Genomic DNA, 17,614 nt, shown 5'->3' on the forward strand with positions numbered 1-17,614 from the left:
TTTACGAATTCATTGAAATAAGGAATTCTTCGTTGGTTTTGGTGCCACGGATCTGCGCTTGTAAGAACTCCATAGATTCTTGAGAGTTCATGTCCGCCAGGTGGTTACGTAATATCCAGATGCGTTGAAGGGTCTCGCGATCCAATAATAAATCGTCGCGACGGGTGCTCGATGCGGTAAGATCAATAGCAGGGAATATACGTTTGTTAGATAATTTACGGTCTAACTGAAGCTCCATGTTACCGGTTCCTTTAAATTCTTCAAAGATAACCTCATCCATTTTAGAGCCGGTTTCTGTAAGCGCCGTAGCGATAATGGTTAACGAACCGCCATCCTCAATGTTACGGGCCGCTCCAAAAAAGCGTTTAGGCTTGTGTAACGCATTGGCATCAACACCACCCGATAATATTTTACCAGATGCAGGGGCTACTGTATTGTAGGCACGTGCCAAACGGGTAATTGAATCCAATAGGATAACCACATCGTGTCCGCACTCTACCATACGTTTTGCTTTCTCCAACACAATGTTGGCAATTTTTACGTGGCGTTCTGCAGGTTCGTCAAATGTTGATGAGATAACCTCAGCACGTACACTGCGCGCCATATCAGTCACCTCCTCTGGGCGCTCGTCTATTAGCAGGATGATTAGGTATACCTCGGGGTGGTTTTTAGCAATTGCATTGGCCACATCCTTTAATAACATGGTTTTACCTGTTTTAGGTTGAGCCACAATTAAACCACGCTGTCCTTTACCGATAGGTGAGAACAGGTCCATAATACGGGTTGATTGATTTCCCGGGTCAGTAAACAGGTTTAATCTTTCTTGCGGGAAAAGCGGCGTTAAGTGATCGAAAGGAACACGGTCGCGCACTTCAGCAGGTATACGGCCGTTAATGGCTTCTACACGTACTAATGGAAAATATTTTTCGCCTTCTTTTGGAGGACGGATGCTTCCGCGAACGGTATCACCTGTTTTTAAGCCAAACAATTTAATCTGCGACTGTGAAACGTAAATATCATCCGGAGATGTTAAATAGTTATAATCTGACGAACGTAAAAAGCCATAACCATCTGGCATGATCTCCAATACACCTTCGTTTACGATAACATTATCAAAATCAAGATTTATTGCAGGTTCCTGCTGTTTTGACTGATTGTTGTTGCCACCGTTTCCGTTACCGGTATTGCCATTGTTGGCAAAACGTTGTTGTTTTTCGAAACGTGGCTGGCGTACTTCGGGTGCAACAGGTGCATCAGTTTTAGGCGTAAATTCACGTTCGATGGTATCTTCTGTAGCTTTAGGCGCAGCTGTTGTTACAACAGTTCTTTGTCTTTTAGGGGCTTCAGGCGCAGGTTCGCCATCAAACAAGGTTGATTCTACCGCTGTGTTGTCCTGATTTTCTTTTTTTGTTTTAACACTGCGTGCTCTTTTGCTGCGCGGTTTATCGTCATCGCCTTCTGCATCGGCAGAGGTTACGTCTGTATCTTTAGTAATTTCTGCATAATTATCAGATAGCGCACTCTGCTGGGCGCGTGCTTGCTCTATGAGCGCATTTTGCTCGCTTATGCGGACAATAAGCTGAGGCTTACGTAGTTCGTCAGCTTCGGCAATGCCCATACTTTTAGCTATCTGGCGTAACTCAGACACGAGTTTGTCATTCAATTCAATTGTATCCGACATGGGAGGAATTATAGTTCAAAAAGGAATTTTAAATTAAGAAGTTCGCCTGCAATCTGCCTAGCAAAAACCAAGTGTTCGTATTATTGTAAATCTGTATAAACTGGGATATTGATCGTTTCTCAGATACAAGAAAACTTTGTCAGGAAAACAATGCAATTGTACTATTAATATTATTTATTTCAAAATTTTTGAAAAATATATACATTCAGACAACACTTCCGGTTATTTTTAGTTTTTTTGATCTCTGAAAAAACATAAATTCTTCTCTGCATGCTGTCCAGATCGCAACTTATAGAACAGATTAAACGAAAAAAAACGTTTTTATGTATCGGCCTCGATCCTGATGTTGAAAAAATTCCAGCTTTTCTACGTGATCACGCTGACCCGGTGTTAGAATTTAATAAACGCATCATCGACGCAACAAAGGATCTATGTGTGGCCTATAAGCCAAATTCGGCGTTTTACGAGAGCAGAGGCATAAAAGGGTTGCAAAGTTTAATAAGCACTTATAATTATTTGCCTAAGGATTGTTTAAGCATTATCGATGCCAAAAGAGGTGATATAGGTAATACATCAGATCAGTATGCGCAGGCATTTTTTAATGAAGAAGCATCTGGAATGGGGTTCGATGCTATTACCGTTACGCCTTATATGGGTAACGACAGCGTAACGCCCTACCTTAAATACGAGGGTAAATGGGTAATTATTTTAGCGCTTACCTCGTCGGCAGGCAGTAAGGATTTTCAATATTTGCCAACAGAAGGCGGTCATTTATACGAAGCGGTGATCCAAAAAGCCAATACCTGGGCCAGTGCCGACCGTTTAATGTACGTTGTAGGTGCCACCAAAAGGGAAGAATTTACCAATATCCGCAAATTTGCGCCTGATAACTTTTTGCTGGTACCCGGCGTAGGCGCACAGGGTGGCAGCCTGGAAGACGTATGTAAATATGGGATGACCAAAGATTGTGGCCTGTTAGTTAACTCATCGCGCGGTATCATTTACGCCTCTAATGGTGAAGATTTTGCAGAAGCTGCCCGTGCCGAAGCTTTGAAGCTGCAACAACAAATGCAGGCAGAGCTTGAGAAAGCGGAAGTTATTTAGTTGCAGGTTTTAAGTAGCAATCCTTTACATACGCCATTGCGAGGAACGAATAGTTCACGCCGGCTCAATAAACAACTGCTTGTAATGCGGATATTTCGCTTGAATATTCGTTCGCATTTCGTCTATTGCAGTCGTAATATCTTGACTTTTAACGTCTTGTTTGAAATTTACTTTAATGGCGATAATTACCTCTTCGGGTGCGAGGTATGACGCCATTTGCTTAACCACCCTATTCACCATAGCGTGGCTTTCTGTAATTTTAATTACGTCCTGTAGTTCGCTCGCATCGGGTGTTTCGCCCATTAATAAGCTGCGGCTTTCGCGAACCAGTATTATGGCCACAGCGGTAAGCAACAAGCCGATCAATATAGAGGAAATGCCATCAAAATAAGGGTTCTGCAGTAGCTGACCCAGAAAAATGCCGATAAAAGCAATGAGTATACCAATTACGTCGGCAGCATCTTCAAACAACACAACGAAGGTGGTGGGATCTTTGCTTTCTTTTACGGCCTGCCAAAATGGAGTACTGCCTCGTTGGCGATTAAATTCTTTCATGGCTGTAATAAAAGAGAGCCCATCAAAAGTAAAAGCGATGGATAGTACGATGTAGTTCCAGATAGGATTTTTCACCTGCTCAGGATTCATAAGGTGTTCGATACCCTCGTAGATAGAAAAGCCGCCGCCCATGGCAAAAAACAGTAACGACACCACAAACGACCAGAAATAAAGCTCCCTCCCGTATCCGAAAGGTCGTTTTTCATCCGCTGGCTTCTGGCTGCGGCTAATACCCAAGAGTAATAGAACTTCGTTGCTGGTGTCAACGAGAGAGTGAATACCTTCGGAAACCATAGCCGAGCTGCCGGTAAATACCGCGGCAGCCAGTTTTGTAATGGCAATACCAAGGTTAGCTGCTAAGGCAGTATAAATAGGTGTTTTAGATGCGGACATTATAAATGATTGAATCTGCTTAGGCGTAAGGGGATAGCTAAGCTTGTGATATTAGTGTTTAAGCAAATATAATAGTTGGTAGCTAATAGTTGACGGTTCGTAGAAATACAGAATGCTAATAACTAACTCAATCCTTCACCTATTCACAACTATCATAGGCCTGCATAGTAGTCGTAGCCATTTTCGGCCCAGTAATCTGGCGGGCGTTGGTTGCTAAAATAAAGTGTACCTATTCGTTTTAGATTTTTAATGCCATATTTTACCGGTATGATCAAGCGAAGAGGGTAGCCGTGATCTTGCGATAGCGGTTTGCCATTCATCTCGTAGCAAAGTAGGGTTTGAGGGTGCATGGCGCTGGCCATGTCTATACCGACATAGTACTTATTATCAGGGGTGTGCAAGCCAACGTATTCCATTGCAGCCTGTTTATCCAACTGATAATGCATCATAAAATCGCTGAATTTTACCCCGCCCCAATGCATAATCTGGTCCCAGCCTTCTACGCATTTAAAATCTATTACGTGTTCGGTTTTAGGGAGTGATTTTAAATCGTCCAGTGTGACTTTAAGAATATTCCCTGGCGACGTAATTACCTCTATCCAGTTGTTGGCATCAGTTCCCTTTAAACCAATATCGCCATTAACCCTTGGCACTTTGGCCGCCACCGAAAGAGGGTAAGTTTTAGCCATGTGGCCTGCAGGTAATGTTTTGTTAAACACCTGTTCGTTGGCGTTCAGTACATTTCGCAAGGCCTTGCGTGCACCACCTGTAATACCTTTAGGTTCAATGGGATCATTATAAAGTGCTTTCCATCCAAAAAAGGCGGCTACGCCAGATACCCCAAATGTCAGAAACGATAGAAAGGTGCGGCGGTTAATGGTTTTGTTATCAGCCAGTTCGCCCTCGGTAAAGCGTTTAGTATCGATTTTATTTGGCTTTGGCATCGGCTTCGGGAATTTGTGGCATTACAGGTGCAGAAGATTTAGGTCTGCTAATGGGTATGTTATCGTTTTTTATCTCAAAGCCGGTTATCATGGCTCTGAAATTATTCCACCCGGCCAGGATTACTTGCACAATGTGCAATAGGAAAAACAAACAATAACCTATGGTTAAGGTGAAATGGATGAGCCGTGCTGTACGATAACCTCCACATAAAAATACCAACCAGTTAAACTGGGTCGGCTTGTAAATAGATAGTCCGGTAATTAAAGAACCTAAGCCCATAATGATAATCCCGGTATAGACTATTCGTTGGGCTGCATTATATTTCAATTGTTCCGGCACTGTTTTACGGATATGCAGATCGTGCAGCACAACAAGCCATGCCTCTTTCCAGGAGCTTTTTTGTGGCAGTAGATACCGCCACTCACCGGAAAAAATAGTGTATAGCACATATAGCAAGCCATTTAACGCAAACAACCACATAAAAACAAAGTGGAATGCCATTCCCTCCGAAAGGCGGTGCACAACATTTAGTTTATGATAAAACCATTGAGGAAAAAACTTAAAAGCCGTGACGCCAAAGAGTTTTATTGCATAGGGGTCATAAGCCCAGTAAATGAGCAGCCCGCTCCAGATCATCACCGCGAGCAACGGAAAATTAATCCAATGAAACCAGCGGATTGCTAAAGGGTGCTTGTTGACAATGCGTTTCATTAATTTGGACCTTGAACGTTCGACGTTATACCCTTGATATACGTAAAGCTAGGTAAAAGGAGATTAGGTTTGGTATTTAGTTTAAGAGCTTTGACTTTTGTGTGGTAAATAATAAAAGGTGCTGTACATTTTGCCCAGCACCTTTATTTTCGAAGGAACGTTTGATATATTACGTCCCACGTTAGGCGTACATTACACTACCAGTTTTCCTTCAACAGAATCGTCGAGTGTTTTACCCAGAATAGCGCCAAGGGCCTGTTTGGCGAAAGCTACCATTGCGCCATGTTTATTGTCCCAATAATATCCTTCTGAAGGTTCCACTTTTACCACGCTAATGCGTGGATCATCTTCACCTTCGGTAAACCAGGTTTTTAAGATCGGCTTCCAAAGCTCTTTGATCTTAGTTTTATCCCGGCTTATTTCGGCAGTGCCATAAATATTTAAAAAGCCATCATACTTCGACCCTTGGAATAAAAGATGTACAAACGGATCGTGACCGATTTCCTCATTTTTGTGACTATCGTCCGCGCTCAAAAACCAGAAATTACCTTCATCGTCTATTTCCTGAATAGACATTGGCCGAACCGAAAGCGGTATGCCGGTTTTTATATTGGTGATGAAAAAGCACGATTCTGCGTTTTCCGCTAGTTCTTTTATTTTTCTATTAGCCTCCGTACCCTGCAGGTCTTTCAAGTTGTCCTCGGGCTGATTTTGATTAATGCTGTCCATAATATTTGTTTATACAGGTAAATGATATATATCAAAATAACCCCGCATAAACTATATTGTGTGGAAATAAAATTAATTTATTTGAAATAAACAGAATGGTTGTGGAAATTACAGCGCCATAGCATTAGCGCCAAACATTACTTTTTTATGCGGGTAGCGTTCGGCGTAACTGATTACCAGGTTGCGCATATAATCATTCCCAGGATAGGGCGTAAGGGTGTTTTTGAGCTGCTGAATATTATCGGTGTCGAAGTAGTGTGAAACATAGCCCATGCCATAAAAACGACCTTCTTCAATTAAAATACAGCTATGTTCTTCGTCGTTACGGCCTACATCGCGGATGGCGAAAGTTGGCAGTGCGTGCTTAAGTTGATTTATCGCTGCTTGTACTTTAGCATTATATTCGTCCGCAGGCTCATGACCCTCGCAGGCACAATTTAAACCATTGTTGCCGGTACAGACCTGATCGTTCTTCTGAATAAAACACAGCTTTGGGCAAAGATCAAATTGTTCTATTAATTCCAACAACAGGTTACGACCTTCAACCATCGATCCACAGGTATGTACCGGCGTGCTGTATTTGCGGCGTTTGTCAACAGCAAGGCGAATATACCCCCGCTGATCTTCATAAGAATATAAACCGAAAGCAAAATCGAGGTTCTTCTGCGACCGGTTGTAAGCAGGCCACAAGCGTTTAATTTCGATCGTTTCCTGAATGAAGGCCATCAGTTCGTTACCACATTCCTGAAAGGTAATGCGATGGATGTTGCGCATAAACTCCTGACGTTGGTAGCCCGAATTATTGCCCGTAAAGTGGCTACAAACACGCTTTTTGATGTTTACGGCTTTTCCTACGTAAATCACCTTGCCTTTGTGATCGTGAAAATAGTATACGCCTGCTGTATAAGGCAGGCTATCGATATCGCTTTTAGGCAGGTTGGCGGGCAATACTTGCTCTTTTGATTTTTGCTTAAGCGCTTGTGCAATGTGTTTATTGGTATCGCTTTGCAACAGCAACTCAAATAGGGTAGCAGTCGCCTGAGCGTCGCCGGCAGCACGGTGGCGTGCTTCGTTAGGGATACTTAAATGCGAGCAAAGTTTACCAAGGCTGTATGAAATTAACCCAGGAATAATTTTGCGGCTTAACCTTACCGTACAAAGCTTATTACATTGTAAATCGTATCCGGCCGTAGCCAGATGATATTTGAGGAATGAATAATCGAAATTAACGTTATGGGCAACAAAGATCTTGTTATGCAGCAGTTCGAAAATCTCATGGGCCACCGTTTTAAAATACGGAGCATTTTCCACCATTTCGTTATTAATGCCGGTTAAAGCCTGTATGTAGATCGGTATTTCGCGACCGGGGTTAACAAGCGTTTGGTAACGTTTAACTATCTCATTACCATCGTGTATGCAAATAGCTACCTCGGTAATACCATTTCCGCTGGCGTGTCCACCTGTAGTTTCTATATCGACTATTGCATACATATTCCCCGTACTCACTATGTACAAATGTAAGAAGTTTGCTAATAATATTAGTTAAGATAATTTGTTAATTTGATAATTTGTTGATTCTTTAATGCAGGTCGTCTACGATGAAAAATAAATGCCGAAGGCAACCTATTGGCAATAGTGGCAGTAATACCAATAAATAAGAATACAAAAACCACTATTACAAATGAAAAATCTATCGAGACTGATAAAAGTAACGTTTGCGGCCGCTGCTTTATTTTTGACGACGCAAAGCAAGGCGCAAACTACACCGGCAAACCATTTCACATTTAGTTTAGGTGCCGCGGTGGGCGTACCTACCGGGAATGCTCACAACTATTCGACATTTAATTTGGGCGGCACAGGCCGTTTACAATATGGTATTACCAATAATTTTGCGGTTTTATTTGAAACCGGTGGCGACCACTTCTTTAGCAAAAAAATTCCCGGAACGGACGTACGTTACAGCAGCTACGGCGTGATACCACTTAAAGGTGGTGTTAAAGGCTTCGTTGCTCCGCATATCTATCTGGCTGCCGAAGCGGGGGCTGGCTTTGAGGTTTTGGAACATGGCTTATTTCGCGACGGTCAAACTAAACTTATCCTGGCGCCATCTGCAGGCTGGGCTAATAACCACTGGGATGTTGGCGTACGGTACGATAGTTTTACCGGCGATAAAAATAACTACGGTACTGTGGGCTTAAGGGTAGCCTACGGGTTTCAATTGTAAAATAGAGTAGTGCCTATTTTAGTTGAGCAGGATGTTCCGATTTGGAGCATCCTGCTTTTTTTGATTTTATAATTTTTGTTTGTCATCTCGAACGATAGTGAGAGATCTTATCCAGTTAGTTTCTTAGCGTACAAGATTTCTCCTACGTCGAAATGGCAAATTGTTAATTGAGTCCGATACTTATCCCTTCAACGCTTCAATCTCTTTCAATGTCTTTGGCAAATATTTACCTAGCAAATGGCTGCCTGTATCGGTAATTAAAAAGTTATCCTCAATACGGATGCCGCCAAAATCGCGATAGGTGTTTAGCACATCATAGTTTATAAATTCAGTAAATTTCTTTTCAGCTTGCCAGCGATCTATCAATTCCGGGATGATATAGATGCCTGGTTCAACCGTCAATACAAATCCACTTTGAAGTTCGCGGCCCAGGCGAAGCGATTTTAGCCCGAATATTTCTGTTTCTTTTTTCAGTGCATCGGTATAACCAACATATTGTTCCCCCAAATCTTCCATATCATGCGTGTCCATACCCAGCATGTGGCCTAAACCGCATTGAAAGAACATGGCATGCGCGCCCGCAGCAACTATTTCTGCCGGGTCGCCTTTCATTAGGTTCACCTGCACTAAGCCTTCTGCCAGTTTTTGGCAGGCAGAAAGGTGAATATCTTTATATCTAACGCCGGGTTTAAGCATACTGATGGCATGATCCATCGCTGTTAACACTACCTCATAAAGTTCTTTTTGTCGGCTGGTGAAACTACGGCCAACGGGGAAAGTGCGGGTAAGGTCGCCTCCATAGTGCATGTTGTTTTCGGCACCGATGTCGCTGAGCACCATACGGCCCTCCTGTAAGGTGTTTCCGTAATAGTGGGTATGCAGCGTTTGTCCGTGAGTGGTTATAATGGCAGGATAGCCCAAACGCCCGTTGGCGGCCTGCGCAACCTCAAGCGCCTTGGCAACCAAATGATATTCTTTAATACTAGGGGCGGTATTTTTAATTACTGCGAGTTGCATATCAACACTGATAGAAACAGCTTTCTCCATTTCTTCAATCTCAAGTGCCGATTTGATTACGCGTTGTGCAATTACAGCCTTAATTAATTTTAGTGATACGTGCTCAGCTACATCATTTAAGCTAATGTTCAACCAGGATGCCAACTTAACTTTATTCTCCGGGCGATAGGGAGGCAAAATATGTACACGCCTGCCCGATGCTTGTGCTTTATGCACATAATGTATAATCTGGTCGGTAGGACTGGTTTTGGCAACGCCAACCATTGCCGCCATTTCGCTTACCGATGGAAGCGTGCCCGTCCAAACAATATCGTCTATCGTTAGCTCGTTACCGAAAATTACTTCCTCGCCGGTTTCGGTATCGATAATAGCTGCAATAGAAGGGGTGTCTAAACCAAAGTAATATAAAAAGCTACTGTCTTGCCTAAAGGGGTAGCAATTGTCTTTATAGCTCATGCTGCTATCCTCGTTGCCCAGCAACAGGATAATTCCGTCTGCACCGATGGTATTCTTTAATATATTTCTACGGTTGGTGTAAACCTGTTTATCAAATAAGTTAAGCTCCATGCTGCAAATATATGGGATGGGAGGGCGTAAAGAATGACAGATTTGTATCATTTGTTGAAGGCCCGCTAGTTTAAGCGCCCGGGCTGCCGTTGTTCTTAAGCGTGGACGCTTATTCCAAAAGCAAAGATCAAGCGTGGACACCTGATTTGGCGATACATAAAAAAAGCCTCCCGAAGTCATCAGGAGGCTTTTAGTATTAGAAGAATTTAATCAACTATTCAACACAGTCAACTTATTTCTTTTTAGTTTGATTTGCTTGCTGTTGCTGACGCATCATTTCTTCCATGCGCGCACCAAACCCGCTTTTCTTTTTCTTCGCGTCCTCTGGTTTCTTCTTATTTTCCTGTATCTGGCTGTGAATTTTCTTATCATCAACCATCTGACGGATCAGGTATTGTTGTAAGAAGGTCATCATGTTGGCAAGGAAATAATAGTAGTTCAAACCTGCTGGGTAGCTGTTCAGTACACCGAAGAAAATAAGCGGCGAAATATAGCCGATGTATTTCATCTGACCTGTAGCACCCGATACCTGGTTGTTAAAGTAGGTATAGATCAGGGTAGAAATAGTCATCAGCAAACACATGGCACTGATGTGAGTCCAACCTAATAAAGGCAACGCAGGGAAAGTAAGGATGGTATCGTAAGTTGATAAATCGTGCATCCACAGGAAGCTTTGGCCACGAAGCTCAAATAAGCTTGGGAAAAAGCGGAAGAAAGCAATTACGATAGGCATTTGCAGCAGTAAAGGCAAACAACCACCAAGCGGGTTAACACCGGCTTTGCGGTACAGCTTCAAATATTCCTGTTGTAGCAGGGTTGGGTTATCTTCGCCAACTTTAGCTTTAATCTCGTCCATCTCCGGCTTCAGCACACGCATTTTAGCCATTGAAAGGTATGATTTGTAGGTAAGCGGAGAAAGTACTAGCTTAAGCAACAGGGTAAGCACCAGGATAATGATACCGTAGTTCCAGTTAAATTGTTGCAGGAAATTAAATACCGGCAATACCGCAAAACGGTTAATGTATTTCAATGGACCCCAACCTAAGTCAATTTGTTTTTCCAGATCGTCGCCTTGCGCTTTCAATGTAGAGAAGCGGTTAGGGCCGAAATAGAATTGTAGGGGGTAAGTACCTGTTGCATCAGCGTTAATGCTTACATCGGTACGCATTTGCTTAATATCAGTACCGTTTACATCGGTAGTAGTAGCAAAATTAGTTTTAGCAAAACCTGCTTTTGAGAACAACACGCTTGAAAAGAAGTGTTGTTTAAAAGAGATCCAGTCAACTTTTTTCGCATCGGCTGCAATTTCTTTGGTTTCGTCTTTAGCAGGGCTCAGGTAATCAACATCACCATCTGTGTTATGATAGTAAACGGTAGAATACTGGCGCTCGGTTTTAATATCCTTTTCCAGTTTGTGTAAACTGGCCGACCAGCTCAGATTCAATGTATTACCATTATTGATAACTGCTTCTAAACCTACTGGCTTAACCGTTAAGTTTACTTTATACTCCGGGCCCATGGTGTATACATAATCAATGTACTGGGTTGGGCTGTAGCTTAAACGCATGGTTAAGGCACCATTTGCTGCTTGCGGAGTAGTAGGGGTGAAGTGCAACTCATCAGTATTGATAGGTTTGCCGCCTGCTGTAAATTTAAAACCGAAGTGGCTTTGAGCACCGTCAAATAAGATCAACGGTTTTTTGTCGAACGTTTGATAGTTCTTCAGTTCAACCGAGTAGATGCGACCACCAATGGTGCTCACTTTTAACTTAACTTCTTTATTTTCTAAAGTAATTAATTGCTCGGTACCTACAGTTGCAGCACCAAATGGCAGTTTTAATAGGGCAGAATCAACTACACCGGCTTTTGCAGCAGCGGCTGCAGAAGTATCGGCCTTGGTAGCTTTGGCATCAACTAATCCTGCGCGTTTAAGCGAATCCAGGTGCTGCTTTTGCTGCTCTTTCTTTACTTCGTCTGCTGATGGCTTTAGCAAAAAGAATGAGCCAACCATGATCAGCATGATCAGGAATAATCCCGTGAACGTGTTTTTATCCATTATCTATCTATAGTACAGTTATTTCTTGCGGGCAAAAGCCAGCGAAGCGGCGACAAAGTTAACAAAAAGTGGGTGAGGATTTGCTACTGTTGATTTTAATTCTGGGTGAAACTGTGCGCCTACAAAATATGGATGATTTTTAAGCTCAATTATCTCTACCAGATTGTTTTCAGGGTTAATACCAGATGGAATCATACCGGCCTCTTCGTAGCTTTTCAGATATTCGTTATTAAACTCATAACGATGGCGGTGACGCTCGCTGATACGTGTTTTTCCGTATATAGCTGCGGCTTTTGTACCTTTTTTAAGATCGCAATCCTGCGCTCCTAAACGCATAGTACCACCTTTAGCGGTGATGTTTTTCTGATCTTCCATCATACCAATAACCGGGAACTGAGTGTTCGGGTTCATCTCAGTACTGTTGGCTTCTTTTAAGCCTAATACATGGCGGCCGAATTCAACTACCGCACACTGCATACCTAAACAGATACCAAAGAATGGAATGTTGTTTTCACGTACATAACGGATGGCCTCAATCTTACCTTCGAAGCCGCGCTCGCCAAAGCCTGGTGCAACCAATACGCCGTGCAAACCTTTCAGTCGGTCTACCGCATTGCTGACAGTTAATTGTTCAGAGTGGATATATTCCACTTTAACCTTGCACTCGTTTTTGGCACCCGCGTGGATAAAGGCTTCTGTAATTGATTTATAAGCGTCCGGAAGTTCTACATATTTACCTACCAGGCCAATACGTACTTCAGCAGTAGGATTTTTTAAACGGCCCAAAAAGTCTTTCCAGCTTTCCAGATCCGGTTCGTTTTTGTTAGATAGCTTTAATTTGCTCAGTACGGTTTTGTCTAATTGCTCACGCAGCATCAACAAAGGCACATCGTAAATGGTTGAAGCGTCGATAGATTCGATAACCGCATTTACGTTTACGTTACAGAACAAAGCAATCTTTTTGCGTAGGTCTTGCGTTAAATGGTGCTCGGTGCGGCAAACCAGAATATCCGGTTGGATACCGTACTCTAAAAGCATTTTAACAGAATGCTGGGTCGGTTTGGTTTTTAATTCACCTGCAGCTGCCAGAAAAGGCACAAGGGTAAGGTGGATCACCAATGAATCGTGCGAACCTAGCTCCCAACGGAATTGGCGTACGGCTTCCACAAATGGCAAAGACTCGATATCGCCTACAGTACCACCAATCTCTGTAATAACAATATCATACTGGCCGCTTTCGCCGAGAATCTTGAAATTACGTTTGATCTCATCTGTAATGTGCGGAACAACCTGTACTGTTTTACCTAAAAATGCACCTTCGCGCTCGCGGTTGATTACATTTTGGTAGATACGACCTGTTGTAATGTTGTTTGCCTGAGAGGTGGGAGTGTTTAGGAAACGCTCATAGTGGCCTAAGTCAAGGTCGGTTTCGGCACCATCTTCGGTTACATAACATTCACCATGCTCGTACGGATTTAACGTACCCGGGTCGATGTTAATGTAAGGATCAAATTTTTGGATGGTTACGCGATACCCGCGCGACTGAAGGAGTTTGGCTAAAGAAGCGGATATAATACCCTTCCCTAACGACGAAGTAACGCCGCCCGTAACAAATATATATTTAGTCATGATTTCTTGTGTACGGGATACAAAAGTAAGAAAATTTACGGGGTTTGGGATACTTGTTGAGAAAATGACATAATGTGCATAGAAATTTATTGCAGCGATTTAAAAATTTGAAAATTTGGAGATTTGAGGTTGAGCAGGTTACGATTGTTTGCCCGGTGCTGTAAAAAAGAAGCAAAAGAATACGGCTTTAAGAGCGAGGTTGGTGAAGAAGATGCTTCACTATCATTTAGGATGGCGAGATAGGAGATGGCTAGTTCAATATCTGGTTATTCGAACTATATGACGCGATTTTTTTATACAACTCGTTGGGATTAAATGGCTTACTTATATAATCGTTCATCCCGACTGTAAACGCACGGTCTTTAATATCGAGCATAGCCGATGCTGTGAGCGCAATTATAGGAAGTTTCTGATATTTGGCATCGGGCAGGTTCCGGATGGCCTCTGTGGTTTGATAGCCGTCCATTTCGGGCATCTGCAAATCCATTAACACCATGTCATAATTGTTGGTTTGCACTAACAATAAGGCAATCTCCCCATTTTCTGCAATATCACAGTCTACCTGCCACTGTTTCATAAATTGCTTGGCAAGTATCACGTTAATTTGATTGTCTTCGGCAATTAAGATACGTGTGCCCCGCAAGCTTTTAGCTTTATAATTGTCGTCGTTATCAGATAGGCTGCTCTTTAATTTTAATGTGCTGTTTTTAAAGCTCAAACTAAAGCTAAATACCGAGCCTTTGCCAGGTTCACTTTTTAAATGAATATCGCTATCTAATAATAGCAATAAACGGCGGGTAATCGTTAAACCAAGGCCTGTACCGCCATATTTGCGTGTGGTATCTGAACTGGCCTGGGTAAAACTGTTAAATATATCAGTCTGTTTATCTTTAGCAATACCGATGCCTGTATCTGCCACTTCAAAATCAATCATCACATTATCTTTATCTGCGCGGGTCAACGTTGCCGATATCGTTACTCTACCTGTTTCGGTAAACTTAATGGCGTTGCTTATCAGGTTGGTTAATATCTGCCCTAAACGAACGGGATCACCAATTACGGCATCAGGCAAATCCTCGTCGGCCATTAGTTTAAGCTGGATATTTTTTTCGTTGGCTTTTTGAAGCAGGGAGAGCCGTATGTTCGAAATAAGGTCTTTCAGATTAAAGTCCACGTTTTCAAATTCCAGTTTCCCGGCCTCTATTTTGCTAAAATCGAGTATGTCGTTAATAAGCACTAACAGGTTTTCGGCAGAGAACTTCAACAGGTTCAAAAACTCCATTTGCGATGGCTTTGGATCTTGCTGAAGTAGCAGGTGGGTAAAACCTATTACTGCATTCATCGGAGTACGAATCTCATGGCTCATTACCGATAAGAATTGCGACTTTGCCATTGCCGCTTTCTCCGCAACATCCTTAGCATGGATCAACTCTAACTCCAGTTCTTTAGCATTCATGATCTTCTCTTGCAAAAAGGAGATAATATTGATCATGTCGTCACCGGTTTCCGAAAAATTTAGTGTGCTTTCGGGATCGAGGGCCTTAATGGCTTCTTTTAATTGCTGGATAGATTTGAGCTTTAGCTCATTCTGCTCGTGTAAGTCTGCTGTAACTTGTTGATACTCCTGCTCGCTGATATTAAACGCATGATCGGCGAGTTTTTTGGATTTATCGAAGTTATTGTACGAATTATTGATGGTGGTTAAAAATGCTTTTATTACCTCATCGTTCTGGTAATCAACCGGAAGCTGTTTTGATATTTGTTTATTTAGGAGGTAATGATAATCCATCTGTGCATTAATACGAAATTGAAACTCAATTAGTTCTCAGATAACGTCGTAATCGTCATCGTTTGGTTATGGAGTTCGCATTTAGAACTGCTGTTATAAGGCGATAATTCACCGTACGAATAAAAGCCCGTTATTTTAATGTGATCTCCAAGCGCTTCTTTGGCAATTAGAATTTCTTCGTCGGTACGTTCCTGTAATACGAGTTTGCGACCCACACAGCTCACCAAAATGGCTAATTGGGCGCTTTCAGTATCCGCATCGCCTGCAGCTTTTGCCGATGCGTCTATCAGTTTATCAAAATTAGCCTTCATTAATCTAACCTTACTTCCTTCGGGTAAATTGCCGGCAAAGGTCATAGATTTATTTTGTTCGTCGATATTTAAAATGGTACGCACTAGATTATCTGCCGAACCTGCGATGCGCAACGATATAGGGAATAGTAAGGCAGAGCCGGGAAGCTCTTTTACATAGTCGCCAAGATATTGTTTGTAAAGGTCGAGTGCATTTTTACCATCGATTTCATAAAGCACGTTTTTATCAGACTTTGTAATGGTGCGTTCGGGACCAAACTCATCCCAGCCACCTGATGACCCGTGTCCAATCTGCAACTCATCACCATAAAAAGCCGTCAGGATGATGTTATCCTCTGATGCTGGCTCGTTTAGGCCAGTATAGGTACGGCTAAAGCGATCGGCATCGCCCGCCAGGCCGCCTGTAACCCGAACGCCTTCCGGGAGCTGGCTATTTATTCCCGCAATCAGGTCGCTGCCATTAATGTGCATGCCATCTGAAATCACAAAAACAAAACGTAAACCTTTGGTATCTAATTTATTGACTAAAAAACTGCCAGCTGCATAGCTGCTCTCATGCTCCTTAACGGTGGTGACAACACTGCTTAACCGAGATTTTTCCAATTGAATAGCGCTTACCGCCACGCTATCATCAAAAACACTATCGTTAATAATTTCGCCCGCGGTGGATGCTAAAATGATATTGGCAGCAGGATAAGTGCTTTTCAGATGCGTAAATATCTCGGGTTTTTGCACATATTCTGCCGAGCCAAAAGCAAGTACCAATTGACATTGCTTTGAATCAAAATCGGGTGACAAGTAATCGAGCCATGTGCCGTTTAAATAGTGATGCTGCTGTATCTTCATGAAAACAAACGGATTGAAATTTAGTGGCTATTGGTTAATGTAATTTAATTATATCATACGAAACTTAGTTGTACAATGTTTAATTATTATACACTCGCAGGTTGTATAATACCCTAACATAATGCCACATAAATAAGTTTTTCGATTAATTTAAATACTGTTCATCTTATTCATTACTTGGACGAATGAATATTGATGGACAATGAAAGACGAATGCAGATTTTGTCCTTTATTGGAACAAGGAAAATATTTAACGTGGAAGTTTCAGCAGATCCTCCGGTGTATCAACGGCGTAGGTTTCCAGCTCGGTTTCGGCGGTTTTGATACGGTATCCATTTTCTATCCAACGCAGTTGCTCCAGACTTTCGGCTTTTTCTAATGATGAGATAGGCAATTTGGTGATCTGCTGTAAAATATCGGCACGATAACCATATACGCCTATATGCTTAAAATAGGTGAAGTGTTGCAGCCAATCTGCTGCTTGTTGCCCGCGGATATGCGGCAGGGGTGAGCGAGAAAAGTAAATTGCCTCAGCAAAACGATTAATGATCACTTTGGGTGAGTTGAAGTTATTTAACTCTTCTTCGGTTAAAATTTTCTTAATCAGGGTAGCGAGTTGAGTCTGAGGATCGGTAAAGCAAGCGGCTACCTTAGTTAGCTGTTCAGGGTCTATAAATGGTTCATCGCCCTGGATATTAATTATGACGTCGAATTCTGGATGGGTTAGGGCAACCTCGGCACAGCGGTCGGTACCGCTTTGATGCTCAGATGAAGTCATCACCGCTTTGCCGCCAAAGGCATGTACATGCTCAAAAATGCGGTCATCATCTGTAGCAACAATTACCTCGCTGATGGATGCACACTTCTTAGCCTGCTCATACACCCGCTGTATCATGCTTTTACCACCAATATCAACCAATGGCTTGCCTGGAAACCGAGTAGAAGCGTAACGTGCAGGAATAATGCCGAGGATTTGCATGTGAGGGATTGTTGTCGGTTGTCGGTTGTCGGTTGTCGGTCTGGTTGGAGCTTACTGACAACTCACAACTGACAACTG

The 17,614-nt window shown here is 42.5% G+C and carries 14 protein-coding genes; 2 read left to right on the top strand and 12 right to left on the bottom strand.

Translation table 11 applies throughout. From position 1 onward, the window contains the following. Position 1 precedes the first annotated feature (1 nt). Positions 2–1,681 carry a transcription termination factor Rho gene (gene rho, locus GSY63_RS10765; protein ID WP_166585812.1) on the bottom strand — a complete coding sequence of 560 codons (1,680 nt, stop codon included), beginning with the start codon at positions 1,679–1,681 and terminating at the stop codon, positions 2–4. A 273-nt stretch (positions 1,682–1,954) separates the two neighbouring features. Between rho and pyrF the strand changes: the two genes are divergently transcribed. Beyond that, a complete protein-coding gene (gene pyrF / locus GSY63_RS10770) occupies positions 1,955–2,785 on the top strand; it encodes an orotidine-5'-phosphate decarboxylase (protein WP_166586213.1) in 831 nt (276 codons plus the stop codon). A gap of 54 nt (positions 2,786–2,839) precedes the next feature. On the opposite strand, the gene GSY63_RS10775 is transcribed toward pyrF, so the two are convergent. The 5 genes from GSY63_RS10775 to GSY63_RS10795 form a co-directional block, all read right to left on the bottom strand. After that, the gene (locus GSY63_RS10775) at positions 2,840–3,733 is read right to left on the bottom strand and encodes a cation diffusion facilitator family transporter (protein ID WP_166585813.1); all 894 of its coding nucleotides are present in this window, start codon (positions 3,731–3,733) and stop codon (positions 2,840–2,842) included. A 152-nt stretch (positions 3,734–3,885) separates the two neighbouring features. After that, on the bottom strand, positions 3,886–4,677 hold the full coding sequence (locus tag GSY63_RS10780; RefSeq protein ID WP_166585814.1) for a molybdopterin-dependent oxidoreductase: 792 nt from the start codon (positions 4,675–4,677) through the stop codon (positions 3,886–3,888). Then, entirely contained in the window at positions 4,661–5,389 is a 729-nt protein-coding gene (locus GSY63_RS10785) for a cytochrome b/b6 domain-containing protein (RefSeq protein WP_166585815.1), read from the bottom strand. The genes GSY63_RS10780 and GSY63_RS10785 overlap by 17 nt, the downstream gene beginning before the upstream one ends. Positions 5,390–5,581: 192 nt before the next feature. Beyond that, on the bottom strand, positions 5,582–6,118 hold the full coding sequence (locus GSY63_RS10790; protein ID WP_166585816.1) for a pyridoxamine 5'-phosphate oxidase family protein: 537 nt from the start codon (positions 6,116–6,118) through the stop codon (positions 5,582–5,584). 108 nt (positions 6,119–6,226) lie between these two features. Then, entirely contained in the window at positions 6,227–7,609 is a 1,383-nt protein-coding gene (locus GSY63_RS10795) for an exonuclease domain-containing protein (RefSeq protein ID WP_166585817.1), read from the bottom strand. 190 nt (positions 7,610–7,799) lie between these two features. Between GSY63_RS10795 and GSY63_RS10800 the strand changes: the two genes are divergently transcribed. Next, a complete protein-coding gene (locus GSY63_RS10800; RefSeq protein WP_166585818.1) occupies positions 7,800–8,342 on the top strand; it encodes a hypothetical protein in 543 nt (180 codons plus the stop codon). Positions 8,343–8,522: 180 nt separating this feature from the next. Here GSY63_RS10800 and GSY63_RS10805 read toward each other — a convergent pair whose 3' ends face one another. The 6 genes from GSY63_RS10805 to kdsB all read right to left on the bottom strand — a co-directional run bounded on the left by GSY63_RS10805 (position 8,523) and on the right by kdsB (position 17,536). Next, complete coding sequence (locus GSY63_RS10805; protein ID WP_166585819.1) at positions 8,523–9,926, bottom strand: aminopeptidase P family protein; 1,404 nt, start codon at positions 9,924–9,926, stop codon at positions 8,523–8,525. A 232-nt stretch (positions 9,927–10,158) separates the two neighbouring features. Then, complete coding sequence (gene yidC / locus GSY63_RS10810) at positions 10,159–11,982, bottom strand: membrane protein insertase YidC (protein ID WP_166585820.1); 1,824 nt, start codon at positions 11,980–11,982, stop codon at positions 10,159–10,161. Between the two features lie 18 nt (positions 11,983–12,000). Continuing rightward, positions 12,001–13,611 carry a CTP synthase gene (locus GSY63_RS10815; protein ID WP_166585821.1) on the bottom strand — a complete coding sequence of 537 codons (1,611 nt, stop codon included), beginning with the start codon at positions 13,609–13,611 and terminating at the stop codon, positions 12,001–12,003. Between the two features lie 250 nt (positions 13,612–13,861). Continuing rightward, on the bottom strand, positions 13,862–15,400 hold the full coding sequence (locus GSY63_RS10820) for a response regulator (protein ID WP_166585822.1): 1,539 nt from the start codon (positions 15,398–15,400) through the stop codon (positions 13,862–13,864). A 29-nt stretch (positions 15,401–15,429) separates the two neighbouring features. Then, positions 15,430–16,557 (bottom strand): FIST signal transduction protein, encoded by a 1,128-nt coding sequence (locus GSY63_RS10825; protein ID WP_166585823.1) that lies wholly within the window; start codon positions 16,555–16,557, stop codon positions 15,430–15,432. 250 nt (positions 16,558–16,807) lie between these two features. Continuing rightward, positions 16,808–17,536 (bottom strand): 3-deoxy-manno-octulosonate cytidylyltransferase, encoded by a 729-nt coding sequence (kdsB, locus tag GSY63_RS10830; RefSeq protein WP_166585824.1) that lies wholly within the window; start codon positions 17,534–17,536, stop codon positions 16,808–16,810. Between the last annotated feature and the right edge of the window lie 78 nt (positions 17,537–17,614).

The organism is Mucilaginibacter agri, from assembly GCF_009928685.1.
GTDB lineage: Bacteria > Bacteroidota > Bacteroidia > Sphingobacteriales > Sphingobacteriaceae > Mucilaginibacter > Mucilaginibacter agri.